Source organism: Crossiella sp. CA198, assembly GCF_052078295.1.
Lineage (GTDB): Bacteria > Actinomycetota > Actinomycetes > Mycobacteriales > Pseudonocardiaceae > Crossiella.
This window is the reverse complement of record NZ_JBQJIM010000024.1, coordinates 132291-157902: the sequence shown is the minus strand read 5'-3', so window position 1 is coordinate 157902 and position 25612 is coordinate 132291. Positions and strand designations below refer to the sequence as shown.

The window sequence follows — 25612 nt, the reverse complement described above, 5'->3', positions numbered from 1 at the left end:
GGCCGCCACCCCAGGCGGCCGGTGGACTTCAGGAGGCAGCCATGCCAGCCGTCACCGCCGACACCCTGACCCTGCCGCGCCTGCCGGAACTGCCCCAGGAGCTGACCGCCTGGCGGCCGGTGCGGCGCACGGTGCACGCGACCCATTCGCTGGAGGGCGAGGGGTTCGCGGTCCGGCGCCCGTTCCCTGGCCTGGACCTGCCCGCGGCGGACCCGTTCCTGCTGCTGGACCACCTCGGCGCCACCGAGTACGCCCCCGGCGAGGCCAAGGGCGCGCCCTGGCACCCGCACCGCGGTTTCGAGACGGTCACCTACGTCATCGACGGGGCCTGGCAGCACGCCGACTCCACCGGTGGCGGCGGTGTGATCGCGGACGGCCAGACCCAGTGGATGACCGCGGGCGCCGGAGTGCTGCACTCGGAGCTGCCGACCGAGGAGCTAGTAGCCAAGGGCGGCCTGTTCCACGGCGTGCAGCTGTGGGTGAACCTGCCCCGCTCGCACAAGTGGACCCCGCCGCGCTACCAGGACATCGGCGCCAACGACGTCGGCCTGGTGTCCAGTGTGGACGGTGGCGCGCTGGTGCGGGTGATCGCCGGTGAGCTGGACGGCCACGCCGGACCGGGCGTCACCTGGACCCCGATCACCTACCTGCACGCCACGGTCAGCCCCGGCGCCCGCCTGGACCTGCCCTGGCCGGAGGACTTCACCGCCATGGTCTACGTGCTCTCCGGCCGCGGCACCGTCGGCGTGGAGGCCAAACCCCTGGTGGAGGGCCAGCTCGCGGTGCTCGGCCACGGTTCGGCGGTCACCCTGCGGGCGGCGGACACCCAGCCGCTGGCCAGCCAGAACGGCTGGGAGGTGCTGGTGCTCGGCGGCAGGCCGATCAACGAACCGGTCGCCCGTTACGGCCCGTTCGTGATGAACACCCGCGCCGAGATCATCCAGGCCGTGGAGGACTACCAGGCTGGACGCCTGGCCACGGTCCAGCCGCGGCAGGTCCCGCACTTGGGCGCCACGGACGAGCGGATCTAGAACAAACTCGGCGGCTCCTCCGGCGGTGGCACGGCGTCCCAGCGGTACTGCCGGAGGTTGATCTTCCCGTCTTCGGCAGGCACGCCCTCGGCCCGCAGCAGCTCCAGCTGTTCGCGGGCCAGGTGCGGCGCACAGGTGCCGTTGGCGCGCAGCACCCGGTGCCAGGGCAGGTCGTGCCCGTCCTCGGACAGCACCCGTCCCACCAGTCGCGGCGACGGTGCCCGCGACACATCGGCCACATCCCCGTAGGTCGCGACCTGGCCGGGCGGGATCGACTGCACGGCGGTGCGCACGCGTTCGATGGTCTCCTCGTCCACGCGGCCATTGTGGCGCACGGCACCGACAGGACTACCGGCGCACGATCCGGATGTTCGGCCCGAGCTTGTCGGCGTTGCGCACTTCCTGGTCGTGTCGCAACAGTAGGGTCATCCGCTGGGACAGTCCGGCCAGCGGCGCGAGGTCGTGCCGGTGGCTGTCCCGCAGGTCCAACCGCCGCAACGTCTCCAGTCCGGCCAGCGGGGTCAGGTCCGCCGCTTCGCTGTCGCCCAGGTTCAGCTCGACCAGCTTGCCGCCAGCCAGCAGGGCGAGATCCTCGACTGGGGTCTCGAACAGCGACAGCCGAGTGAGCCGCGGCAGCAGCGAACCCAGCCCGGCGAGTCCGCCCGGCAGCCTGGACATCGACAGGTTCAGTTCGGTGAGCGCGGGCAACAGTTCCAGTGGCGCGAGGTCGGTCAACGCCGTCGCGCCTTGCAGGCGCAGGGTTTCCAGGCTCCTTGCGGTGGCCACGCCGGAGATCTCCCGCAGGTCCTCGCAGCCGAACAGGTTCAGTTCGCGCAGTTCCGGCAGGTCGGCGACGAACCACAGGTCAGTGAGGCCGGGAGATCTCAGCTCAAGCGTGCGGAGCTTGGGCAGGCTGGTCAGGAAGTCCAGGCTGGCACAGGGGTTGTATAGGCGCAGGTAGGCCAGTTCCGGGTGCTCGGCCAGCTCGTGCAGGTCCGCCTCGGGGTTGTTGTAGTGGTTCAGCGAGCGCAGTCGCGGCACCTCGGCCAGGAAGTCCAGGTCGCCGGTCCCGGCGCTGGCCTGGCTGCTGATGTCGATCCGGGTCCAGCGCAGATTCCGCAGGTGGTGCAGGTGCGGAATCTGGTTGTACTCGTGCACCAGTGCGCTGCCACCCAGCAACGGCGCCTTGCCGAGTACCTGGATCGCGTACTCCTCCGGATCAAAATGCCGCCAGGCCCAGGCCAGGTCCCGCTGCACCGAGATCCGCGGATCCGAGGCATACCGGCTCAGCACCCGCAGCCCACCCGGCCCGTTGATCAGCGCCGCCGCCTCCACGCAGGCAGTGGCCACCGCGTCACTCAAACCATCCAAAGTGGACGGAAGCTTGCGCAAAACCTGTTCTCCGGCCAAAACTAGCGAGCGCACCTCGCGACTGTCTCGTGGCGGAACCAACTGCTCCAGCACCGCGTCCACCCGCGCCGCGACCTCCTCCGGCACGGTGTGCGTAGTCTCCAAGCACGACACCGCGAGCAGCCGCAGCTTCCGGGCATGCCGCCGCTCGGCATCCGCCCGGTCCAGGATCCCGTCCAGCAGTTCCGCCCGCAGCGGCACCGAGCAGTGCCCGGCCGCGAGCACCACCGTCTCCCGCCAGGTGTCCAGATGTGCCTGTCCCACCAGGAATCCCACCAGATGGTGGTCGGCGATCTCCTTGCCGGTCAGGTATTCCTGGAAGGTCCGGTGGATGAAGTCGACCTTGCCCTCTAGGGGCTCGCGCAGCACTCCGCTGCGTTCCAGCAGGTGCTGCAACACGGTGGCCGGGTGCAGCTGCACCGAGGGCATCCGGGCCAGTGCCCGCTGCACGTGTTCCACCGCGGCGTCCAGGTCCAGCTGGGTCCGCCCGCACATGCTCAGGCTCCAGGCCAGGTACTGCAACACGCCGAGCTTGGTCGCACCCTCCAGCGAAAGCTCTTGTGCCGCGGGCACTTCACGTTCGGCGTCGCGGCGGTCGAGCAGTAGGTCCAGTGCCGCTTCGTACAACTTCATCCGGTCCGGCGGCAGTTGTTTGCGGCGGTCCAGGTTCAGCGCGCACAACAGCGCGCACAGCAACGGGTTGGTGGCCAGCATGCGCAGCGCAGGCCGGGATTCCAGGTGCCGCAACAACGCGGCGCGATACTCGTCCAGCTCTTCCGGCTCGCAGGGCAGGGCCGCGCCGCGGATCGCCTCGTGCCAGCGGCTGGTGAACTCGGCGATGTCCAGGGGGGTCATCGGTTCCAGCCGCACCGCGCGGAAACCCTCGCCGTCCAGCCAGCCCCGGTCCGCCGCACTCGGCCGCGCGGTGACCACCACCCGCAGGTCCGGGTAGGCCACCAGCAATCCCTTGAGCCAGCGCCGGACCCGGGGTCGCCGGTCCGCGGTCAGCTCGTCCACCCCGTCCACCAGCAGCAGCACGTGGCCGTCGGAGAGCAGCCGGTGCACCCAGCCGGTCGGCGCCAGCCCGGCGATCGGCGCGGCGTTGGCCGCCACCAGGTCCTGCGGTTCGGGCAGTTCCGCGTCGGCGTAAGCCCGCAACCGCACCAGGAACGGCACCAGGTTGTTCCAGGACGCCAGTTTGTCGGTGAAGGTGCCGCGGGCCGCAGAGACGGCCAGCCACTGCATCAACGTGGTCTTGCCCGAGCCGGCGTCCCCGCGCAGCAACGTCCGGGACCGGTCGGCCAGCGCCGACTCCACCCGCAGCCCGCCGTCCGCGCTTTCCCAGCCCCGGCCGGACCAGTCGTCGTCCTCATCCACCGACCGGGTCACGCTCAGGCTCAGGTAGGCCACCGACACCGAGGTGCGTGGCCGGTAGCTCCGGGTGTCCACCCCGAACAGCTCCAGCTCGTCCAGGGTCTCGCTGAGGAAACCCAGGTACCGCCTGCGGAACTCGGCGTCCTGCCCGCTGCCGTGCGGGGCGTCCAGGGAGGTCCTGGGCAGTCGGTGCAGCAGCAGTTCGATCTGGGCGGCCACCGTGGAGAACCGGCTGAGGAACTCCGCGTCCGCGCGCTCACCGAAGGCGGGCAGCTGGCGGACCACGCTGACCAGGGCCATGCAGCTCTCGTCCAGCACCGCCGAGTACAGGTCGGCCGCGGCGTCGCTGAGCCCGGCCCGCAGCACCGCCGAGGGCACCCGGTCGCGCACCAGCCTGGCCAGTTTGGCCGGGTCCAGATCGGCCTCGAACAGGGTCCGGTCGGACAGGTCCGCCTCGCCGAGCGCGTCGGCCACCGCGGCCAGCGCGGCCTGCCGCTCGTGCTCGGGCAGGTGCCGGAATTCCACGTCGTACCAGGGCTGCAACCGGTGCGCGGCCTGGTCGCCGATATCGGCCAGCCTGCGTTCCAGCTTGCGCCGGGAGAAGGCGTCCGGCACCGCGACGGTGATCAGCTCGGCCAGCGGGAGGCGCCGGTCCGACTCCGCCCGGCGCTGGCTCAGCCAGGTCCGCAGCACGTGCCGGACCACCTGCCGACCCACCGCCAGCGCGGCCTCGTTGAGCATCTTTCCACTCTATCGGGGGACAAAAGGGGAAAGGCCGCCCTCGCTGTGAAAGAGCGAGGACGGCCTTTGCCTTGCCAGCTGGGGAATCGTCTCAGCGGTCTCGCTGGGTGATCAATCGGGCGAGCATGGTGAGCTGGCCGCCCGCCCTGGACCGCGGTGAGCTGGCCTGCAGGTGCGCCAGACCCTGGGCGAGCAGGTCATCCGCCTTCTGCTGGGCCCAGTCCCGCCCGCCCGCCGCCTCCACCAGCGCGGCCGCGTGGGCCAGTTCGGCGGTGTCCAGCGGATCGGTGCGCTGGTACAGCGCGGCCAGTTCGCGGGCCGCCGGGGTGCCGGAGGTCAGCGCGAAGACCACCGGCAGCGACTTCTTGCGGTTCTGCAGGTCCGAGTAGATCGACTTGCCGGTGGCAGCCGGATCGCCCCAGATGCCGAGCAAATCGTCCACCAGCTGGAAGGCCAGCCCGACGTCCTCGCCGAACTTGGCCAGGTGCTCGACCTGTTCTGCCGTGCCGCCGCCGTACATGCCGCCCAGCGCGCAGGCCACCCTGGGCAGGGCCGCGGTCTTGCCGATGGCCATCGCCACGCACTCGTCCACGTCGACGTCGCTGCGGTCCTCGAAGGCCAGGTCGGCGAACTGGCCGTCGAGCAGGTCGAGCACCGCGGTGTTGAGCAGCCTGGTGGCGTGCTTGGCGTCGGGCAGCTTGCTGGTGGCCACCACCTCCATGGCCACCGCCAGCAACGCGTCCCCGGCCAGGATCGCCGCGTTCAGCCCGAACACGCTCCACGCGGTGGCCCGGTGCCGCCGGGTGGTGTCCCCGTCCATCACATCGTCGTGCAGTAACGAGAAGTTGTGCACCAGCTCCACCGCGACCGCCGCCGGGACGGAGGCGGCCGGGATGCCGCCCACCGCCTCCGCGGTCAGCAGCACCAGGGCCGGGCGGATCACCTTGCCGCTGCTGCCCTCGCTCGGCCTGCCCTGCTCGTCCCACCAGCCGAAGTGGTAGCCGGCGATGCGGCGCATGGCCTGCGGCAGGCCCTCCACCGCGTCCCGCATCGCCGGCTCGATCATGCCCCGGCTCCAGGCCAGCACCTCGCCGATGGTGTCGGCCCCGAGTACCGGGGTTGTTTCCACACTCGCCATATCAGTGCCCGATCTCGACGTTCTCCAGCACGCCGAGCGCGTCCGGGACCATGACCGCGACCGAGTAGTACGCGCTGACCAGGTAGGAGCTGACGGCCTTGTCGTTGACGCCCATGAACCGCACGTTCAGCCCCGGCTGGTGCTCATCCGGGATGCCGGTCTGGTGCAGCCCGATCACACCCTGGTCCTCCTCGCCGACCCGCATGGCCACGATCGAGGTGGATCCGGTCTCGGTGATCGGGATCTTGTTGGTGGGCAGGATCGGCACCCCGCGCCAGCCCTGCACCTGGGTGCCGCCGAAGTCCACCGTCTCGGCGTAGACCCCGCGCTTGTTGCACTCCCGGCCGAAGGCGGCGATCGCCTTGGGGTGGGCCAGCATGAACCTGGTCTTGCGCCTGCGGGTGAGCAGGTCGTCCAGGTCGTCCGGGGTGGGCGGGCCGCTGTAGGTGGGGATGCGCTGCTTGAGGTCCGCGTTGTGCAGCAACCCGAAATTGGGGTTGTTGAACATGTCGTGTTCCTGGCGCTCGCGCAGCGCCTCGATGGTCAGCCGCAGTTGCTGGTCGAGCTGGTTCATCGGCTGGTTGTAGAGATCGGTGACCCTGGTGTGCACGCGCAGGATGGTCTGCGCCACCGCGAGTTCGTACTCCCTGGGGGACAGCTCGTAGTCCACGAACGTGCCCGGCAGCTCGTACTCGCCGTCCTGCCCGGAGGCCAGGTCGATCTCCGCCTCGCCCTTGGCGTTCTGCGCCTTGCGCGGGCTGAGCCGGTAGGCGGTCACCTGGTCCCGCAGTGCCTCGGACTGGCTCACCACCTGCTCGAACACACTGCGCGACAAGGACAACAGGGTGCCGGGCGTGGACGCCTTGGCGGTGAACTTCCAGGTGGCCTCGCCCAGCAGCGCCTCATCGCCGAAGTGATCGCCGTCGACCAGGGTGCCCACCGTGGTGGTGTTGCCGAACTCGCCTGCGGCCAGCTTGCTGATCCGGCCGTGCGCCACCAGGATCACCCGGTCCGCGGGCTGGCCCTGGGTCACCAGCACATCGCCTGCCTCGAAGCCCTGCTGCTCGAAGCGGTCGGCCAGCGCGGTGAGCACGCCCTGGTCCTCGAAACCACGCAGCAGCGGCAGTTCGCCCAGTTCCGGCGGCACCACCCGGATCTGGGTGCCCACGTTGCTGAAGCTGAGCCGCCCGTCGCCGACCGCGTAGGTCATCCGCCGGTTGACCCGGTACGCGCCGCCGTTGGCCTCCACCCAGGGCAGCACCTTGAGCAGCCAGCGCGGGCTGATGCCCTGCATCTGCGGCACGGACTTGGTGGTGGTCGCCAGGTTCCGCGCCGCCGCCGTGCCCAGGCTCAGTTGCGCGCCGTTCCCGTTGCCATTGGTCCGGACGTCGGACTCCAACGCTTCTGTCACCGTGCACACCGCCAAGTTCTCTTGTACGAGCAGGAATCAAAGGGGGATCGGGGGTTCAGCTCTGGTATCTCGGGTTGGTGGCGTGCCACTCGTAGCCGCCGCCCATCCAGGCCCGCAGCCCGCGCAGGAACCGTTGCAGCTCCGGCGAGGGCACGGCCGCCAGGCGCTGGTGCGCGGCCTCGAAGTCCCGGACGATCTGGTTGTGCAGCTCCACCGTGACCTCGGTGGCCTCCTCGATCGAACAACCCCGGTCGGCGGCGATCTGCAGCACCAGGTTGCACACCGGCACCTCGTCCGCGGCGTCCTTGGCCACCGAGAACAGGTCGTTGACCAGCACCGAGGCCAGCCCGGCCTGGAACGCGGCCTCCCGGACGTCCGGGGCGTAGTAGATGTTGGCAGGCACCTCGTAGCCGCCGACCGCGTCGATCAGCGTCATCGAGGTGTAGAAGTTGTCGTGCTGCCGCGCGGCCAGGTACTCCCACGCGGTCGGGTACTCCCCGGTGTGCCGCCAGGCCGCGTAGGCGGTCCAGCTGACGAACATCGAGAACGTCGAGTAGTTGGACCGGTGCACCACCGAGGGCGTGCTGCGACCGGCCAGGTACTGGGTGGCCGAGCGCAGCGCCACCAGCACCCGCTCCGCGCCGATCTTCTCCTCCAGTGGCGCGGTGAACTCCCCGGCGGGCGGCACCGGGTCCATCGCCGCCATCGCCAGGGTCAGCCGGAACGGCAGTTCGGTCGGGGTGGCGCCGTGCTCGGTGCTGTCCGCGTAGAGATCGTCCGCGGCCCACCAGGCTGCGTTCAGCTTCGCCGCGATCAGCAGCTGCTCCGGGTCCTCGGCGTCGGGGTGGGCGAGCATGGCCAGCCTGCCGAACCCGGCCTTGCCCATCATCTCGCTCTCCGGCTCGGTGAAGCCGCACTCCTCGGCCCAGCTCGCCACCCGGAGGTCCACCTCCTGGCCGAGCGCGGGATTGATCCGCTCCACCATCGGCACATACAGCGGGGAGAAGCTGCCATCGCCCCAGGACCGCACGGCGTAGGCCGGATCACCGCCGGGCGCCGCCACCGGGACGGCCGCCGGTGTGACTTCCGGCGCGGGCGCCGGCGCCGGGACCTTGCCGAACACGCTGGCGATGCGAGCCGCTGAGGTGCCAAGGCCGGACGGCCCGGCCAGGTAGCTGGCCGGGACCGTCTCGGTGGCGACTGAGTCGCTCATCGTCTCGTCAGACCCGATCGGCCGCGATGAGCAGGTAGTGGAAGCTGCCCTCGCGGTAGGCCTGCAGGAACGGGGTCTCCACGCCGGTGGCGACCGAGGACTTCTCCCGCAGCTCCCAGTACGGGATGGTGGCCGCGGTCAGGTCGATCACGCTGATCGGCACCAGGTTGTTGGCCTGCATGGCCTTGAAGTACGCGCTGCGCGGGTGGATGTTGCAGGTGTAGTGCTGGTCGATCTGGCTGACCGCCTTGGACCGGCCGCCGGTGACGTCGTTGTAGCAACCGGTGATCGTGACGTAGCGCCCGCCGATCTCCAGCTGCCGCGCGTGCTCGGCGAAGAGCAGGTTCAGGTCCACGTACATGGTGCTCTCGTTGTTCCAGATGGCCTTGCGGGAGGCCGTCTCGAACCCGGTGTCGAGCATGTTCTTGAAGTGGTACCGCACCCGGTCGGACACACCGCGCTTGCGGGCCTGCTCGTTGGCGAACTCCACCTGCTTCTCCGAGATGGAGACGCCGTCGACCTCGCAGCCGAAGCGCAGGTTGGCCATGATGCTGCTGCCACCGCGGCCGCAGCCCGCGTCCAGCAGCTTGTCGGTGGGCCGGACGTCGCCGAGGTGGTCCAGCAGCACTTCCGCCTGCGCGGTCTCCAGCCGGTGCATCTCGTCGATGATGGCCTGATCCCGTTGCGCCGCCGGGGTTTCCAGCACCGCGGGGTCGTAGTCGCCGAGGCCGTAGTGGTGGTGGTAGAGGCCGTCGACATCGCCGAGCCGGAGGTTGACCGGGTCCTTCTCGGCATTCCAGTACGCCGCCACCGAGCGCTGGTAGTCGCTGCGCAGGACTGGCTTGCCGTACTCGGTGTTCCGCGGCTGGACTGTGGTCATCGTGCGACTCCTCCGTTGTCGTTCTGGTGCGAGAGAAAAGTTCGGTCAGCGATAGCGCACGCAGCGCGGCGCCCAGTGGCAGTCACCGGCCAGCCAGTCCCGCAGCGCGTTCACCACCGCGGCCACCGTCGCCCGGTCGGTGGCGTCCAGGTCCAGTTCCCTGGCCATCCGCGGCACGTCCACCGCGGCCAGCCGCTGGAACTGCTTGACCCGCTCGGTGAGCAGGTCGTTGACGATGCCGGTCGCCCGTTCCCGGTCGCAGCCGAAGAACTGCTGGGTGATCAGCACCGCGTTGTGGATCTCGCCTTCGCGGTGGATCTCCTTGTCGTAGGAGATGATGTCGTTGCGCAGTGGGGGAACCTCGGCGAAGATCTCGCCGAGCGCCTTCATGGTGCGGTGTTCCCGCACCGCCGCCGGCAGGTCGCCGCCCAGCCCGGCCATGGCCAGGCCGTAGGCGAACATCCCGCCGCCGGTCTGCCTGCGCATCTCCACGTAGTCCACCGGATCCGGCAGCCTGCCCTGGATGACGTTCTGGAGTTCCCACAGTGGCGCGTAGAGGAACTCCCCGAGCTGACTGGGGAAGGCGGCCCGGCCCGACGGCGGCAGGTTCGGCGCCATCCGGGTCCACAGGTCGGCCAGCCCGGCCTGCACCGGGTCCTCCGGCGCGGGCATCCTCGCCAGGTCCTGCGGCATGAAGCTCATCAGCCGGTCGACGTAGGCCCTGCCGGCGAGCAGGTTGCGGGTGCGCTTGAACCGGTCGTCGAAGAAATCGTCCCAGTGGAAACCCCAGACACCCCAGGCCGCCACCAGGTCCACCGCCGCGGCGGGGGCCTCCGGCACCGAGACCGCGGCCCAGTAGCCGTAGTCCTGGTCGTCGGTCCAGTGGTCGGTCCACACCCCGGCGCGGGCGAGGCCGATCCGCCGGGTCCAGTCCGCGGCGAACGCGCGGGCCCGCTCCAGGTGCGGACTGGTCTTGGCCGGATAGGGCAGGTAGAACTCCGGCAGCGCGCCGCCGCCGAAGAGAACCCCGTTGGGCTGCAACGGTTCGGTGTTCACCGCGGGGGCGAAGGCGGTCATCCGGGTCAGGCCCACGCCCGGCCCGGACAGTCCCAGCATCGTGGTCGCGGTCTCGGTCATGCCGCACCGCCCACGGAGACCGAGCCGGTGCCGATCCCGTTGAGGAACTTGCTGCCCCGCCGCTGCCCCGGCATCGGCGCCGCGCGCTCGTTCATGTACCGGTTGGAGGTCAGGTGCCACTGGTGCCCGCCGGACTGCCAGTCCTGCAACCCTTTCACGTACCTGGCCACCGCGATCTGCTCATCGGCCAGCAGCCGGTGCTCGGCGAACAGCGGCGGCAGCTCGGTGGCCACGGTGTTCTCGAACTGCCTGAGCCGGGAGGTGATGACGTCGTTGAGCGCGTCCGCGGCCTGCTGGGTGTCGCAGCCCAGGAAGGTCTCCATGACCAGCACGCCGTTGTTCACCTCGCCCTCCTGCTGGGTTTCCCGCTGGTAGCTGAAGATGTCGTTGCGCAGGTGCACCCCGTCGGCGAAGGTGTCCCGGAGGACCCGGAGCGGGCGGCTGTGCGCCACCCGTTCCGGGACCTCGGTGCCTTCGGTGTACTCGACCAGTCCGGCCGACCACGGCGCGCCGCCGACCTTGCGGCGCATGCCGATGTAGTCGATCGGGTTGGGGATGCGGCCGTTGGCGATGTTGTCCAGCTCCCAGACGCAGTCCACCAACAGGTTCTCCGTGCTCACCGCGAACCGCTTGCGCCAGTCCATCGACATCCGCGGTGCCGTGCGGGCCCAGAGGTCGGCCAGTCCGCGTTCCACCGGGTTCGTCCACTGTGGAGGGTCGGACAGATCGAGCGGCATGAAGGCCATCAGCCGGTCCAGATAGGCCTTGGCCCCCTGCTGGTCCTTGGTCCTCTTGAACAACGCCAGGAAGTGGTCGTCGAAGTAGAAGACCCAGGTGTACCAGTCGGTCACGATGTCGAGCCGGTCGCCGGGCGCATCGGGATGCGCCCAGGCGCACAGCCCGGCCATGTCCATGCCGTCGAAGTAGGCCTCGCTCCAGATCTCCGGTCCGCCGTCCTTCGTCGGCCCGATCATCTCCATCTCGACGGCCCACCGCTTGTCGTGCGCCCTCGCCGATTCCAGATGCGGGTTCAACCGTGCCGGGTGCGGCACGTAGAAGTCAGGCAGTTCGAAGGGCTGGTCAGCCATCGCTGCGGCCGAGTTCCACGTTCTCCAGGATGCCCAGGGCGTCCGGCACCATCACGGCGGCGGAGTAGTAGGCGCTGACCAGGTAGGAGATGATCGCCTTCTCGCTGATTCCCATGAACCGCACCGAAAGGCCCGGCTGGTACTCATCCGGCAGACCGGTCTGGTGCAGGCCGACCACGCCCTGGTTGTGCTCGCCGACCCGCAGCAGCATCATCGAGCTGGTGTTGTTCTTGGTGACCGGGATCTTGTTGCAGGGCAGGATCGGCACCCCGCGCCAGGACGGCACCTTGTTGCCGTTCATGTCGATCGCGGTCGGGTAGATGCCGCGCTTGCTGCACTCCCGGCCGAAGGCGGCGATCGCCTTGGGGTGGGCCAGGATGTACCCGGGCTCCTTCCACACCGTGGCCAGCAGGTCGTCCAGGTCGTCCGGGGTGGGCGGGCCGGAGCGGGTGTGGATGCGCTGCTTGAGATCGGCGTTGTGCAGCAGGCCGAAGTCCCGGTTGTTGACCAGCTCGTGCTCCTGGCGCTCGCGCAGTGCCTCGATGGTCAGTCGCAGCTGCTGGTCGAGCTGGTTCATCGGCTGGTTGTAGAGGTCGGCGACCCGGCTGTGCACCCGCAGCACGGTCTGGGCCACGCTCAGCTCGTACTCGCGCGGGGCCAGCTCGTAGTCCACGAAGGTGCCTGGCAGGTCGACTTCACCGTCGTGCCCGGAGGCCACGTCGATCGCGGCCTCGCCGTGCGGGTTGCTGCTGCGGGCCTGGCCGGCCACGAACGCCGCGATGTGCTCCTGCAGCGCGGGGGACTGGCCGACCACCTCGTCGTAGGCACGCTGGTCCAGGGTCAGCACGGTCACCGGGGTGACCGCCTTGACGGTGAAGTCCCAGATGCTGCTCGAGTCGGTCAGCGACTCGTCGCCGAAGTGGTCGCCGTTGGCCAGCGTGCCCAGCACGGTCTGGTCGCCGAACTCGCCGAGGCCGAGCTTGTTGACCTTGCCGTGCGCGATCAGGAACGCCTCGTTCGACTCGTTGCCGAACTCCACGATCACATCACCGGGCTGGTACTCCCGCTGCTGGAACCGGTTGGCCAGCGCGACGAGCACCTCTTCGTCGTCGAAGCCGCGCAGGATCGGCAGCTCGCACAGCTCCGGCGGCACCACCCGGATGGTGCCGTTGGAGGTGAAGGTGACCCGGCCGTCGCCGACGGTGTAGCTCAACCGCCGGTTGACCCGGAACGCGCCACCCTTGGCCTCCACCCAGGGCAGCACTTTCAGCAACCACCGGGAGGAGATCGCCTGCATTTGCGGGACGGACTTGGTCGTCGTCGCCAGGTTCCGCGCCGCCGCCGTGCCAAGGCTGAGCGGGGCATGCCCGTTGCCGTTGCCGTTGCTGTCGGTCCGGACGTCGGACTCCAACGATTCAGTCACCGCGTACACCACCAATTTCTATGCATGCAAAAAAGGGCAAGAATAGGTTGGGTAAAAAAGAAGAAAACGATTGGGGAAAATGTCTGTCTGGGCGCGTGACGCAGCCTCTCGGGTTGCGGTCCGAGAGGTTGGGTCGTTCATTCATGTCCGCTCAGGGCGAAGCTAGCACCGCGTGTTCGGTCGCGTGAAGTCACCTGACCGGGGGACTTGTTACTTGCCTGGGCGCAAACATTGCAGGGTGCATGACCACTCGAATCGGTGGTTGAGCTAGCGCACGGTGACCGGCTCGCCGCAATTCCAGCGAACAATCGGCTCTGTTTCGACCCAGTTGCCGCAGACAAACGAATGTGGCGACGCACAGAACGCGGTATCGCTGCTCCGAATGGGCAAGCGTGACGCATGTCGCAGAAGGCTTTGCAGATCGTGTGTTATCGAACCGGCACCCATCCCATGATCCGCCAGGGAACGATTTGCCACTTGTGTGCGCAAACAGCCGAATGGCGGCGGCCACAAGGGCATATCGGACACGTGCGCATTCGTGCGCTTAGTCCGGCGAGCTGGCTGGGCGCCCACCACCCGCGCCCGGCGGGCCGCGCCCGGAGAGTCGTGCTCCTCCGTGCCCGCGACGTCACCGACCGCTTCCGTTAGCCCAACGCGCCGGGCCCAGTTCACCTGCCCCACCACCCGGCGTGCTTCGATGCCAGGGTGTCTCTCCGTCCGCCCGCGCTGGTTCGCCGGACGGCCGAGCCGGTTCCGCCGCCGCGGTGGGACGACGCGGCCCGTGCGGTGCTCGCGCACACCGGCGGGTTCCTGCGGGTGCTGGGCGGACCGGGCACCGGCAAGACCACCCTGCTCGCCGAGGTCGCCGCGGACCGGATCCGCCAGGGCGAGGACCCCGAGCACGTGCTGGTGCTGGCGGCGAGCCGGAAGTCCGCGATCAGCCTGCGGGCCCGGATCACCGCGCGGCTGACCGCCGATCAGCCCGACGGCCTGCGCACCATCCGGGAGCCGCTGGTGCGGACCGTGCACTCCTATGCCTTCGCGGTGCTCCGGCTGCAGGCCGCGCGGGATGGGTTGCCGCCGCCTCGGCTGTTGTCCGGGCCGGAGCAGGACACGGTGGTGCGGGAGTTGCTGGCCGGGGACATCGAGGCGGGGGCGCCGGACTGGCCGGAGCGGTTGCGGCCCGCGCTGGGGTTGCCGGGGTTCGCCGCGGAGTTGCGGGATCTGCTGTTGCGGGCGGCCGAACGCGGGGTCGGGCCGGAGGAGCTGATCGAACTCGGTGAGCGGCACGAGCGGCCGGAGTGGGTCGCGGCCGGGACCTTCGGGCTGCAGTACGAGCAGGTGACCTTGTTGCGCGGGGTGGTCGGCTCGACCGGGCCGCAGGCCGCGGCGCCCGCGCTGGACGCGGCCGAGCTGGTCGGGTCCGCCCTGCTGGCCCTGCAGACCGATCCGGACCTGCTGGCCGCCGAGCGGGCCAGGGTGCGGCACCTGCTGGTCGACGACGGGCAGCACCTGGACCCCTTGCAGCACACGCTGATCCGCCGGCTCGGCGACGCCGCCCAGGAGTGCCTGCTGTTCGGGGATCCGGACCAGGCCGTGTTCACCTTCCGCGGCGCGGATCCGCGCCGGCTGCTCGCCGAGGTGCCGGGGGAGCGCGGCACCGTGGTGCTCACCCAGGACCACCGGATGGCGCCCGCGGTGCGCGCGGCGGTGTCCCGGCTGGCCGGACGGCTGCCAGGGGCCGGACCACAGCGGGAACTGCGCGGGCGGACGGACGGGGCGTCCGGGTCGGTGCAGATCCGGGTGCTGGCCTCGGCCGCGCAGGAGGCGACCTGGATCGCCGACCAGCTGCGCCGGGCGCACCTGCTGGCGGAGACGCCGTGGTCGCGGATGGCGGTGCTGGTGCGCAGCACCGGGAACACGCTGCCGGTGCTGCGGCGGGCGTTGCTGGCCGCGGGCGTGCCGGTGGCGGTGCCCGCGGACGAACTGCCGCTGCCACAACAGAACGCGGTCTGGCCCTTCCTCACCGTGCTGCGCTGCGCCGCGCGGCCCGGCCTGCTCGACCCCGACCTGGCCGCCGCCCTGCTCACCGGGCCCTTCGGCGGCGGGGATCCGCTCGCCCTGCGCAAACTCCGCCGCGGCCTGCGCAGGCTGGAGCTGGCCGCCGGTGGCGACCGGGCCAGCGGCGAACTGCTGGTCGAGGCGCTCACCATTGATGAGAAGCTGGTCGCGCTGGACGAGGCCGCCGCGCCGGCCCGCCGGGTCGCCATGCTGCTGCGGATCGCCCGCGAGGCGGTGGCCGCCGGTGAGGGCGTGGAACAGGTGCTGTGGCAGGTGTGGCAGGCCAGCGGGCTGGAACAGCGCTGGCTGGCCCTGGCCGGACGGCACGGACCCGTTGGCGCGCAGGCGGACCGAGACCTGGACTCGGTGGTGGCGCTGTTCGACGCGGCCGCCCGCTACGCCGACCGGCTGCCCGGCTCCGGCGTGGCCGGATTCGCCGATTACCTGACCGCGCAACAGATCTCCGGCGACACCCTGGCCGCGGCCGCGCCGCAGGGCGAGGCGGTGGCGGTGCTCACCGCGCACGCCGCGGTCGGCCGGGAGTGGGACCTGGTGGCCATTCCCGGTGTGCAGGAAGGGATCTGGCCCGATCTGCGGTTGCGTGGCTCACTGCTCGGGGTGGAACGGCTGATCGACCTGCTGGCCGGGGTGCGGGCGGAGGACAAGGTGTCCGCGGTGGCCCCGATCCTGGCAGAGGAACGCCGGTTGCTGCTGGTCGCGGCCAGCCGGGCGCGGCAGTCGCTGATCGTCAGCGCGGTGCGCGGCGAGGACGACACCCCGTCCCGGTTCCTGGACGAGCTGGACGGCGCGGACTTCGAGGGCAGCGACGAGGCCGACGCGATCCGCCCGGTGTTCCAGCCCAGCCGCGGCCTGATCCTGGCCGACCTGGTCGGCGACCTGCGCCGCGCGGTCTGCGATCCACGGGCCGAGCCGGACCAGCGGGCACGCGCCGCCACCCAGCTCGCCCGGCTGGCCGCGGCCGGGGTGCCCGGCGCGCACCCGGACTCCTGGTACGGCCTTGGCGCGACCAGCACCGAACGTCCACTGTGGACAGACGTGGAAGCCGTCGGCATCTCACCGTCCACTGTGGACATTCTGTCCCGCTGCCCGCTGCGCTGGATGGTGGAGCGGCACGGCGGCCAGGACCCGGCCGAACTGGCCTCCATCACCGGTTCCCTGGTGCACGCCCTGGTCCAGGCCGCCTCCTCCGGCGCCGACCCTGACACCCTGCAACGCACCCTGGACGAGGCCTGGGCCGCGGTGGACGCGGGCGCGCCCTGGTTCTCCCGCAAGGAACGGGCCAGGGTGGAGGGCATGGTCGACTCCTTCCGCGCCTGGCTGGTGCGCAGCCGGGCTGAGCTGACCCAGGTCGCGGTCGAGCACGAGATCATCGTCGAACTGCCGCCCAAGGAGGACGGCGGGCCCTGGCTGCGGGTCAAGGGCCGGGTGGACCGGCTGGACACCGACGCCGAGAACCGGCCGGTGGTGGTCGACATCAAGACCGCGCGCACCGCGGTCAGCAAGAAGGAGGCCGAGGAACACCCGCAACTGGCCGTCTACCAGCTCGCCGCCGCACTCGGCGCGTTCTCCTCGCTCGGCCTTGGCACCCAGCCCGGCGGCGCGCGACTGCTCTACGTGGCCAAGCCGGACAAGAAATCCGGTGCGGCCGAACGCAACCAGGCCCCGCTCAACGAGGAGGGCGTCAAGGTCTGGCTGGACGCCGTCTACGCCGCCGGAGCGGCCTGCATCGGCCCCACCTTCACCGCCACCGAGAACACCGACTGCTCCCGCTGCCCGGCGCGAACCTGTTGTCCCACCCAGGATTCCGGCAGGCAGGTGAGCGAGTGACCGAGTTCGCCACGCCGCACGAGGTCGCGGCGGCACTCGGCCTGCACCCACCAACCCCGGAACAGGCGCTGGTGATCGCCGCCCCGGCCGAACCCGCGCTGGTCATCGCGGGCGCGGGCGCCGGCAAGACCGAGACCATGGCGGCCAGGGTGGTGTGGCTGGTGGCCAACGGCCTGGTCACCCCGGAACGCGTGCTGGGCCTGACCTTCACCCGCAAGGCCGCCCGCCAGCTCGGCGACCGGGTGCGGGCCCGGCTGCGCAGGCTGGCCGGCTCCGGGCTGCTGGACCGGCTCGACCCCAGCGGCGACCGCCGGGCCGCGGTCACCGCTGGCGAACCCACCGTGCTGACCTACCACGCCTACGCGGGCAGGCTGGTCGGCGAACACGGGCTGCGGCTGCCGGTGGAACCCGGCGCCCGGCTGCTCACCGAGACCGCGGCCTGGCAGCTCGCGCACCGGGTGGTCGCGGGCTGGACCGAGGACATCGACACCGACAAGGTCCCGGCCACCGTCACCCAGTACCTGCTGTCCCTGGCGAGCGAACTCGGCGAGCACCTGGTCAGCCCGGACCAGCTGCGCGCGCACGCGCTGGAGTTCTGCCGCCTGATCGAGGACGCCCCGCGCGCGCCCCGGCAACGCGAGGGCCTGCCCGTCGCCCTGCAGGAGATCGTTGCCGCACAACGACTCCGGGTCGCGCTGCTGCCACTGGTGGAGGCCTACGCCAAGCGGAAACGGCGGGAGGCGGCGATGGACTTCGCCGACCAGATGTCCCTCGCGGCCAGTCTGGCCGAGACCGATCCGGACGTGGTGGCCATCGAACGCGAGCGCTACGGCGCGGTGCTGCTGGATGAGTACCAGGACACCGGGCACGCCCAGCGGGTGCTGCTGCGCGGCCTGTTCGGCGGCTCGCACCGGCCGGTGCTGCCGGTCACCTCCGTCGGCGACCCGGTGCAGGCCATCTACGGCTGGCGCGGCGCCAGCGCGGCCAACCTGCCCCGCTTCGCCACCGACTTCCCCACCCGCGACGCACACGGGAAATGGGTCCCCGCAACCACTTACGGCCTGCTCACCAGCTTCCGGAACCCACCGGAAGTGCTCACCCTGGCCAACCAGGTCTCCGCGACGCTGCGCTCCGGCGTGGCCGAACTGCGGGCCAAGGACAACGCCGGCGTCGGCGACGTCCGGATCGCGCTGCTGCCCGACCTGCACGCCGAACTGGCCTGGCTGGCCGACACCGTGGCCGCCCGCTGGGAGTCCACAGTGGACGCCACCGGCGCGCCGCCCACGGCCGCGGTGCTGGTCCGTCGCCGCGCCGACATGGCCGGGATCGCCGCCGCCCTGCGCGAACGCGGGCTGCCAGTGGAGGTGGTCGGCCTAGGCGGCCTGCTGACCGAGCCCGAGGTCCGCGACCTGGTCAGCGCCCTGCGCATGCTCACCGATCCGCTAGCGGGCACCGCGGCCATGCGGCTGCTCACCGGAGCCCGCTGGCGGCTGGGCGTCGCCGACCTGGCCGCGCTGTGGCGGCGGGCCCGGCTGCTGGCCACCCCGGAGAGCAAACGCGGCGGCCCGGACCCCCTGGACGCGCTCGCCGACGCGCTGCCGGGCGAACACGCCGAACAAGCCGGACTGGTCGACGCGCTGGACGATCCCGGCCCGCCCGAGGAGTACAGCCCCGAGGGCTTCCGCCGGATCCGCCGCCTCGGCGGCGAACTCGCCGCCCTGCGCCGCCGCGGCGACCAGCCACTGGGCGAACTCGTCGCCGACGTGGAACGCACCCTGCTGCTGGACATCGAATCGCTGTCCCGGCTCTCCGGCGTCGGCCGCGCGCACCTGGACGCCTTCGCCGACGTGGTCGCCGAATTCGCCCGCAGCAGCGCCAATCCCACCCTCAACGGCCTGCTCGACTACCTGGCCACCGCCGAACGCGCCGAGGACGGCCTGGAACCCGGCGAGGTCGAGGTCTCCCCCGACCGGGTGCAGATCCTCACCGCGCACGCCGCCAAGGGCCTGGAATGGCACGTGGTCGCGGTGCCGCACCTGGTCAAGGACGTCTTCCCGGGCCGCCGCAAATCCGCCTCCTGGCTGCGGGTGCCGCACCAGCTGCCCGCGGTGCTGCGCGGCGACGCCCAGGACCTGCCCGGCCTCAACCTGCACTCCTGCGAGAACCGCAAGGAGATCGAGGAAGCCCTGGCCGTGCACTCCGAGGAGTTCGAGGAACGCAGGCTGGCCGAGGAACGCAGACTGCTCTACGTCGCGCTCACCCGATCCGAGGAAACCCTGCTGGTATCAGGGCATTGGTGGGGTGAGACCGGCGAGAAACCCCGCGGTCCCTCGGAATTCCTCACCGAGATCCACGAGGTGATCACCGCGGGCGACCGGGTCGGCATCGTGCACCACTGGGCCCCGCACCCGGCGGAGGACGAGGTCAACCCACTGGCCGCCCAGGGCAACAGCCTCACCTGGCCGGTGGACCCGCTGGCCCGCAGGCGCTCCGCGGTCACCGACGGCGCGGACCTGGTCAGGGCAGCACTGTCCACAGTGGACCAGTATCAGCCACCCGCCGAACCGGAACCCGCCGACGAGGACGCCCCGGAACCCGGGAACTACCTGGCCCGCGACGAGGAATATCTGCCGCCGGAGGACGACTACCTCCCGCCGGAGGAGGATTTCGTGCCGCCGGAGGACGAGGAATACCCACCCGAGGACCCCTACTTCGACGAGCCCGAGCCCGAGCCCAGCGCCGAGGCCGAAACCGTCGCGGAACCAGCTCCCGCGCCCGACTCCGCGGACACCCCGGAACCCGCGCCCGCCAACGAGTTCGACCCCGAAGGCTGGGCCCGCGACGTGGACGTCCTGCTCGCCGAACGCGCCGCCGCCGCCAACCGCCGCGAACAGGTCCTGCTGCCCGAACAACTCTCCGTCAGCCAGCTGGTCGAACTCGCCAAGGACCCGGACGCGCTGGCCCGCCGCCTGCGCCGCCCACTCCCGTTCCCGCCGAACCCGTTGGCCCGCAGGGGAACCGCCTTCCACGCCTGGCTGGAACACCGCTACCAGGCCAGCCGCCTGCTCGACTTCGACGAACTGCCCGGCGCGGCCGACGCCGACCTGCCCACCGAGGAGAACGTGGACGCCCTGCAGCGCGCCTTCCTGGCCAGTGCCTGGGCCGAACGCACCCCGCACGACGTGGAGGTCCCGTTCGAGACCGAGGTGGACGGCATCACCGTGCGCGGCCGGATGGACGCGGTCTTCGCCGACCCCGACGGCGGCTGGACCGTGGTCGACTGGAAGACCGGCGCCGTCCCCGACGAAACACACCTGCCCGCACTGGCCGTGCAGCTCGCCGCCTACCGGCTGGCCTGGGCCGCACTGGCCGGGGCCGAACTGACCACCGTGCGCGCCGCCTTCCACTACGTGCGCACCGACACCACCCTGCGCCCTGCCGACCTGCTCGACGCCGAGGGCCTGCGCGAACTGGTCAGGGAGATCCCGAAGCTGTGAGCGCTCAGTTGCGGGTGCGCACCGTCTGCGTGGTCAGCTTCAGCGTCTGCTCGTAGAGCACTTCCTGCAACCAGCGCCCGAACAGCGAGGGCCCGAACTCCCGGGACCGGTCCTCCGGCGCGATCAGCACATCGGCGCCGTCGGTGTCCGCGGTGACCACGCCGATCCCGTAGTAGTCCAGTTCGATCAGCGGCCAGGCGTCGGCGGGCTGCGGCGCTGGCAGCACCACCGCGCACGGGGCCAGCGTCATCAGCGTGCCGCAGGAGTTCAGCGCGGACTCCACCGAGGACTCGATCACCAGCACGCCCAGCAGTTCCACCGCGGGCACCGGGATCTGGTCGTGGAAGTCCGGCTCGAACCAGGACCGGAACCAGGACGGATCCGGCTCCGGTGGCCAGCCGTTCTCGGTGCGCCACTGGTGCACGTGGTCCAGGACGCGGACCACCGCGGACACCTGCTGACCGAGCACGGCGACGTCGGGAATGACCACGCCGCGCCAGCCGAGCGCCGTAGCGGCGTGTTGGAGTGGCGGCACCCAGGCATCCTAGGCCGATCGCTCGATGATCGGTGCGGCGGCCGCCTGGCGGAGCGGACTTTTCCTCCGTTCTGTCCAGCGAGTTGCCCCATTTGGTGGGTTTTTTCTTATCTCTGCGTCAAGTTGTGACCATCCAACCATTCGGCACCGCATGGTTTCCGTCCCCTGCGATTTAGGAGACCCATGCGTACACAAATTCTCGGAGGCCTGTTAGCCGTCACCCTGTCGGCCATCAGCCTGATCACCGCCGCGCCCGCCGCCTCGGCGACCGCCGTCCCATCCACCGAGCAGCGCACGCCCGAGCGTGTTCGACTGGCCGGATTCGACATTCCGGCGCAGCCGCGCGGCGGGGTCAAGATCAGTCACGCCACCGCCACCGCCCGGCTGAGCGCGGCCGGGATCACCTGGGGTTCCAGCGGCAACTGCTCGGACCGGCTCAACCCCAACTGCACCTCGTTCGACCAGATCTTCTCCGGCACCATTGACCAGGTCATCACGCTCAAGCGGGCCAGTGGCTGCGCGGTGCACCTCACCGGCGGCACCGAGACCGGCCACGGCGGCGGCACCTACACGCACTGGAACGGCTACAAGGTCGACTTCCGCCGGGCGGACTGCATCGAGGGCTACATCCGGCGCAGCTTCACCCAGCGTCAGCCCACCTTCGGCGTGGAGCAGTGGGTGTCCAACGCCGGCAACATCTACACCCGGGAGGCCAACCCGCCGCACTGGGACGTGCTCTACTTCTGAGGCGCTACTGACCGGCGTTGCGGCGCACCCGTAGCGCCCACAGCACCAGCGGGATCTGCAGCGGCAACCTGCCGAAGGCGATCAGTCGCTGCTTGAGTGGCTTGTCCCGCCAGTCCCAGGCCATCTTCACGTTGGCCGGGAACACCGCGATGAACAGCGCCGCGGCGGCCAGCGCGCCCAGCTTCCGGGTCTTGGGCACGGCCACCGCGGCGCCCACCGCCAGCTCGGCCACCCCGGAGAGGTAGGTCCAGGTCCGCGGCCCGCCGGGCAGGGCCTTGGGCACCAGCTCGTCGAAGGGCTCCGGGCGCACGAAGTGCAGCACACCCATTCCACTGAGGAACCCGGCCAGCACGACCGCGGCCTTGGCACGCTTCATGACGGTGAGCATAGGTCGTGTCGGCGGCGCGGGGTCCGGCCGATGCCATAGCCTGCTTCGCCGTGACCGACGAGCACCATCCGGGCGCGGGTTCCGCCGAAGCACAGGCGGTAGCGGCCCTGGCCGAGACCTACCTGGCGGACCTGCGTGAGTGGACCACCATCCCCGCGATCAGCGCCGATCCCGCCCACCGGACCGACCTGACCCGCTCCGCCGACGCACTGGCCCGCGGCCTGGACCGCGACGGCTGGCCGCGGATCCGCCGCTGGGACCTGCGCGGCGTGCCCTCGGTGTACGCCGAGTGGCCCGGTGATCCCGGCGCGCCGACCCTGCTGCTCTACGCCCACCACGACGTGCCCGCGCCGGCCGCGCTGGCCGACTGGCGGTTCCCGCCGTTCGAGCCCACCGTGCGCGCGGGCAGCCTGTACGGACTGGGCGTGCGCGGCGGCCGCGGCCGGATCGCCGCGCTGCGCCTTGGCGTGCGCGCGCACCTGGCCGCCACCGGCGGGCAACGTCCCAGAGTGAGCCTGCGGCTGCTCGCCGACGGCGCTGGCGTGCCCTCGGCGGCCAGCCTGTACGAGCTGCTCGGCGAACACCCGGCCGAGCTGACCGGCGACCTGCTGCTGTGCTGCGCGGCCGAGGACGTGCGCGCGCACGCCGTCCCACTGCTGCGCACCGCGGTGGGCATCCGGGAGCTGCCCGGCCCGCCACCGCTGTCCGCGGCGCCGGGTCCGGGCGCCGACGAACGCGTTGACCTGCCCTCGCTGCACGGGCACGCGGAGGCACTCGCCACACTGGTGCGCACCGCCGGCGCCCGTGCGTCCGGCCTGACCGATCGGGGGAGTGCGGCATGATCCGGCGCAGGTGGTCGGTGAGCCAGCTGACCGACCGTCCCGACCACGACCTGGTGGGGGTCATCAAGATCCCCGAGGGCGGGCGCGGCCCGGTCCGCTCGATCGTCACCAGGGTGATCGGCGCGTCGATCGCGCTGGCCGTCACGGTGGTCATCGTGTACCTGGACCGCGCGGGCTACCGGGATGTGGACGACAACGGGCTGACCCTGCTCGACTCGATCTACTACGCCACGGTGTCCCTGTCCACCACCGGCTACGGCGACATCACCCCGATCTCGCCAACGGCAAGGCTGACCAACATCCTGGTGATCACCCCACTCCGGGTGCTCTTCCTGATCGTGCTGGTCGGCACCACCCTCGAAGTCCTCACCGAACGCTCCCGCCAGGCTTTCAAGATCCAGAAGTGGAGGGCCAACGTGCGTGACCACGTGGTCGTCATCGGCTACGGCACGAAGGGCCGCTCGTCGGTCAGCGCCCTGCTCGGCGACGGCGTCGACCCCGGCAACATCGTCGTGGTCGACACCGACCACGAGTCCCTGGAAGCCGCCACCCAGCAGAAACTGGTCACCGTGCACGGCTCCGGCACCCGCTCCGACGTGCTGCGCATCGCCGGTGTGCCGCAGGCCAAGGCGGTCGTGGTGGCCACCAACCGCGACGACACCGCGGTCCTGGTCACCCTGACCGCCCGCGAACTGGCCCCCACCGCCCAGATCGTGGCCTCCGTCCGCGAGGCCGAGAACGTGCACCTGCTCCGCCAGTCCGGCGCCGACTCGGTGGTGGTCTCCAGCGAGACGGCGGGCCGCCTGCTCGGCATGGCCACCACCACCCCGTCCATCGTGGAGATGTTCGAGGACCTGCTGACCCCGGACGCCGGCCTGGCCATCGCCGAACGCGATGTCGAGCCGAACGAGATCGGCGGCTCACCCCGGCACATCTCCGACATCGTGCTGGGCGTGGTCCGCGGCGGTCAGCTGTTCCGGGTGGACGCGGCCGAGGCGGACGCGATCGAGGCCGGGGACCGGCTGCTCTACGTCAAGAAAGTAACCCCGCCCGAAGGGGAGTAGAGAACGTCTCTACCAGCCCAAACGGGGCCAGCCGCAGGGCTGGCCCCGTTCAGGGTCTCAGTTCGGGTCTCGATTGTCCCCCCAGAGGTACCCGTCAAGGCGCTGAGCGATGTCCCGCCGGACAGGCTCGGTCACGTGCATGTAGCGCTTCGCCATCCCCATGTTCGACCAGCCCATGAATCCCATGACCGCCCGCTCAGGCACTCCCAGGATGAGGAGCACGGTCGCGGCCGTGTGCCGGGCGTCATGCAGCCGAGCGTCACGGACACCAGAGGTGGTCAGCAGCTCTTTCCACACCTTCCGGTCCTTGCTGCTGTCCAGGGGCAGGCCGTTGGGCTGGGTGAACATCCAGTCACCCTCATGCCATTCTGACCCGGCTGTCTCCCGCTCTTTCGCCTGTTGCTCACGGTGCCGTACTAGCAGTTGATAGAGCTGATCCGGCAGAACCATTCCACGCTTTCCGGCCTTCGACTTGACCTCTACTTCAAACAGGCCACCGCCCTGACGCTCTGGGCACGATCGGGCATGACCAACGCAGTCTGGCGAACAGGGTGGAGGGCAAGCCCGCTTGTGCCGCGTGCACCCCTCCGGACACGGTTCGGTCTTGTGCTGGTTCGTGGTGCAGACCTCGGGGTCTTCGCAGCCATGTCGCCAAGTCCGGCGCTGGAGTTGACGAGCGATCCGCAGCGTCTTTGTCGCGTCATCCAGGCGAGACCATTTCAGCCCGAGTGTTTCACCCTGCCGTGTTCCCAGGGCGAGAGCGAGAACGAATCGAGCGCCGTTCCTCTGCGTCAGGGCAGTGCTCAGGAGTGCTTTGATCTCTTCCTCGTTGAGCGGCTCAATCTCGGTTTCCTCGGCCCTGGGAGGCTTGGCCAGTGCCACAGGGTTAGTCGTGATGTGTTCTCGTACTAGAGCCACCCGAAACGCGGTATTGGCGGTGCGATGGATCATCCCGACGGAGGTAGCTTTCAGGCTCCCCTTCGTCAGTAGCTTTTGGTACAGCTTCTCGAAATGCTCCGGAGTGATCCTGTCCATGCGATGAGCGCCGAGCCCGGGGATGAGGTGAACGTAAACCGCAGTCCGGTAAGTCGTGGCAGCCTTGTAGCGAATCGTGGGAGCGGCGATATTTTCAACCCAATGGGTCAGCCACTTCGCGACTGTCCAGGCTCGCCCAGGCTTCGTGACCTTTCCGCTTTCACGCTGCTGCTCAAGCTTACGTACTGCCGCGATTACGTCCTTTTCTTCCTTGCGTTTGACATGTCGCCGGTCGGGCTTGCCGTTGTCGAGCGTGCCCATGGTGACGCGGCCGTGCCAGAGCTGGTCGTACTCGCTGAAGTAGATGCTGGACGCGCCGTTGGGGGCGCGGGTGCCTTCGGGACGCTTCTTGCGTGGCATGCCTGGTCTCCGTTACTCGTAGTGACTGGACTTGGGTATGCGAGGTCGCGCGGCCGGAGGGTGGAACCGGTCGCTGGGGGTGTTTCCAGGGGGTGCGGTGCCGGGGCCGCTAGGTGCTAGACCGGCAGGGAGGGACCCACACGGGGTGTTCGAACAAGCGGTTTTCGGGGTGTTTCGGCTGGTCGCCGGTGGTGGGTCCCCGGGGTCCCTCGCTGGTGTTGTCGCTGGTGATGTGAGGGAGGCTGGCCAGGGACCCGCTGAGGGAGAACTCCCTCCCTCCCTGATGGGTCCCTCAGTGGGTCCCTGGCCGGTGGCTGGGTCGGGCTGCTAGCGGAGGTGCTAGGTCTAGCGGCCCTGGCCGCTAGGAATTGAGTCGGCCGCAGGCCGTC

General features: G+C 70.4%; 18 protein-coding genes. 6 read left to right on the top strand and 12 right to left on the bottom strand.

The genetic code is table 11. The features are described 5' to 3' along the window. Positions 1–41: 41 nt before the first annotated feature. The gene (locus ACTOWY_RS34175; RefSeq protein ID WP_441313725.1) at positions 42–1031 is read left to right on the top strand and encodes a pirin family protein; all 990 of its coding nucleotides are present in this window, start codon (positions 42–44) and stop codon (positions 1029–1031) included. Here ACTOWY_RS34175 and ACTOWY_RS34170 read toward each other — a convergent pair. From ACTOWY_RS34170 to ACTOWY_RS34130, 9 genes are all read right to left on the bottom strand, one after another. Further along, on the bottom strand, positions 1028–1348 hold the full coding sequence (locus ACTOWY_RS34170; RefSeq protein WP_441313724.1) for an MGMT family protein: 321 nt from the start codon (positions 1346–1348) through the stop codon (positions 1028–1030). The two genes, ACTOWY_RS34175 and ACTOWY_RS34170, sit on opposite strands and share 4 nt — an antisense overlap. A 31-nt stretch (positions 1349–1379) precedes the next feature. After that, positions 1380–4556, bottom strand: a complete 3177-nt coding sequence (locus tag ACTOWY_RS34165) for an NACHT domain-containing protein (protein WP_441313723.1) — start codon at positions 4554–4556, stop codon at positions 1380–1382. 91 nt (positions 4557–4647) lie between these two features. Continuing rightward, the gene (locus tag ACTOWY_RS34160) at positions 4648–5694 is read right to left on the bottom strand and encodes a family 2 encapsulin nanocompartment cargo protein polyprenyl transferase (protein WP_441313722.1); all 1047 of its coding nucleotides are present in this window, start codon (positions 5692–5694) and stop codon (positions 4648–4650) included. 1 nt (position 5695) lies between these two features. After that, entirely contained in the window at positions 5696–7105 is a 1410-nt protein-coding gene (locus ACTOWY_RS34155) for a family 2B encapsulin nanocompartment shell protein (protein WP_441313721.1), read from the bottom strand. Positions 7106–7160: 55 nt separating this feature from the next. Beyond that, positions 7161–8318: a family 2 encapsulin nanocompartment cargo protein terpene cyclase gene (locus ACTOWY_RS34150; protein WP_441313720.1), complete on the bottom strand. Its 1158-nt coding sequence runs from the start codon at positions 8316–8318 to the stop codon at positions 7161–7163. A gap of 7 nt (positions 8319–8325) precedes the next feature. Continuing rightward, positions 8326–9198, bottom strand: coding sequence for a geranyl diphosphate 2-C-methyltransferase (locus ACTOWY_RS34145; protein WP_441313719.1), 873 nt, complete (start codon positions 9196–9198; stop codon positions 8326–8328). Between the two features lie 45 nt (positions 9199–9243). Then, positions 9244–10335, bottom strand: coding sequence for a terpene synthase family protein (locus tag ACTOWY_RS34140; protein ID WP_441313718.1), 1092 nt, complete (start codon positions 10333–10335; stop codon positions 9244–9246). Beyond that, the gene (locus ACTOWY_RS34135; protein ID WP_441313717.1) at positions 10332–11423 is read right to left on the bottom strand and encodes a terpene synthase family protein; all 1092 of its coding nucleotides are present in this window, start codon (positions 11421–11423) and stop codon (positions 10332–10334) included. The genes ACTOWY_RS34140 and ACTOWY_RS34135 overlap by 4 nt, the downstream gene beginning before the upstream one ends. Further along, positions 11416–12846 (bottom strand): family 2B encapsulin nanocompartment shell protein, encoded by a 1431-nt coding sequence (locus ACTOWY_RS34130; RefSeq protein ID WP_441313716.1) that lies wholly within the window; start codon positions 12844–12846, stop codon positions 11416–11418. The genes ACTOWY_RS34135 and ACTOWY_RS34130 overlap by 8 nt, the downstream gene beginning before the upstream one ends. A gap of 705 nt (positions 12847–13551) precedes the next feature. On the opposite strand from ACTOWY_RS34130, the gene ACTOWY_RS34125 reads away from it, so the two are divergent. Together ACTOWY_RS34125 and ACTOWY_RS34120 are read left to right on the top strand one after the other, a co-directional pair. After that, a complete protein-coding gene (locus ACTOWY_RS34125; RefSeq protein ID WP_441313715.1) occupies positions 13552–16755 on the top strand; it encodes an ATP-dependent helicase in 3204 nt (1067 codons plus the stop codon). Further along, complete coding sequence (locus ACTOWY_RS34120) at positions 16752–20252, top strand: UvrD-helicase domain-containing protein (protein ID WP_441313714.1); 3501 nt, start codon at positions 16752–16754, stop codon at positions 20250–20252. The genes ACTOWY_RS34125 and ACTOWY_RS34120 overlap by 4 nt, the downstream gene beginning before the upstream one ends. Positions 20253–20256: 4 nt before the next feature. On the opposite strand, the gene ACTOWY_RS34115 is transcribed toward ACTOWY_RS34120, so the two are convergent. Further along, a complete protein-coding gene (locus tag ACTOWY_RS34115; protein ID WP_441313713.1) occupies positions 20257–20787 on the bottom strand; it encodes a hypothetical protein in 531 nt (176 codons plus the stop codon). Positions 20788–20970: 183 nt separating this feature from the next. Here ACTOWY_RS34115 and ACTOWY_RS34110 point away from each other — a divergent pair, with 183 nt between their 5' ends. Then, positions 20971–21534, top strand: a complete 564-nt coding sequence (locus ACTOWY_RS34110; RefSeq protein WP_441313712.1) for a hypothetical protein — start codon at positions 20971–20973, stop codon at positions 21532–21534. Between the two features lie 4 nt (positions 21535–21538). On the opposite strand, the gene ACTOWY_RS34105 is transcribed toward ACTOWY_RS34110, so the two are convergent. Continuing rightward, the gene (locus ACTOWY_RS34105; protein ID WP_441313711.1) at positions 21539–21910 is read right to left on the bottom strand and encodes a DoxX family protein; all 372 of its coding nucleotides are present in this window, start codon (positions 21908–21910) and stop codon (positions 21539–21541) included. A 62-nt stretch (positions 21911–21972) separates the two neighbouring features. On the opposite strand from ACTOWY_RS34105, the gene ACTOWY_RS34100 reads away from it, so the two are divergent. Together ACTOWY_RS34100 and ACTOWY_RS34095 are read left to right on the top strand one after the other, a co-directional pair. Continuing rightward, positions 21973–22764 carry a hypothetical protein gene (locus tag ACTOWY_RS34100; protein WP_441313710.1) on the top strand — a complete coding sequence of 264 codons (792 nt, stop codon included), beginning with the start codon at positions 21973–21975 and terminating at the stop codon, positions 22762–22764. Continuing rightward, positions 22761–23828, top strand: a complete 1068-nt coding sequence (locus ACTOWY_RS34095; RefSeq protein ID WP_441313709.1) for a potassium channel family protein — start codon at positions 22761–22763, stop codon at positions 23826–23828. Before ACTOWY_RS34100 ends, ACTOWY_RS34095 begins: the two co-directional genes overlap by 4 nt. A gap of 57 nt (positions 23829–23885) precedes the next feature. Here ACTOWY_RS34095 and ACTOWY_RS34090 read toward each other — a convergent pair whose 3' ends face one another. Further along, a complete protein-coding gene (locus ACTOWY_RS34090; protein ID WP_441313708.1) occupies positions 23886–25223 on the bottom strand; it encodes a tyrosine-type recombinase/integrase in 1338 nt (445 codons plus the stop codon). Positions 25224–25612 lie beyond the last annotated feature (389 nt).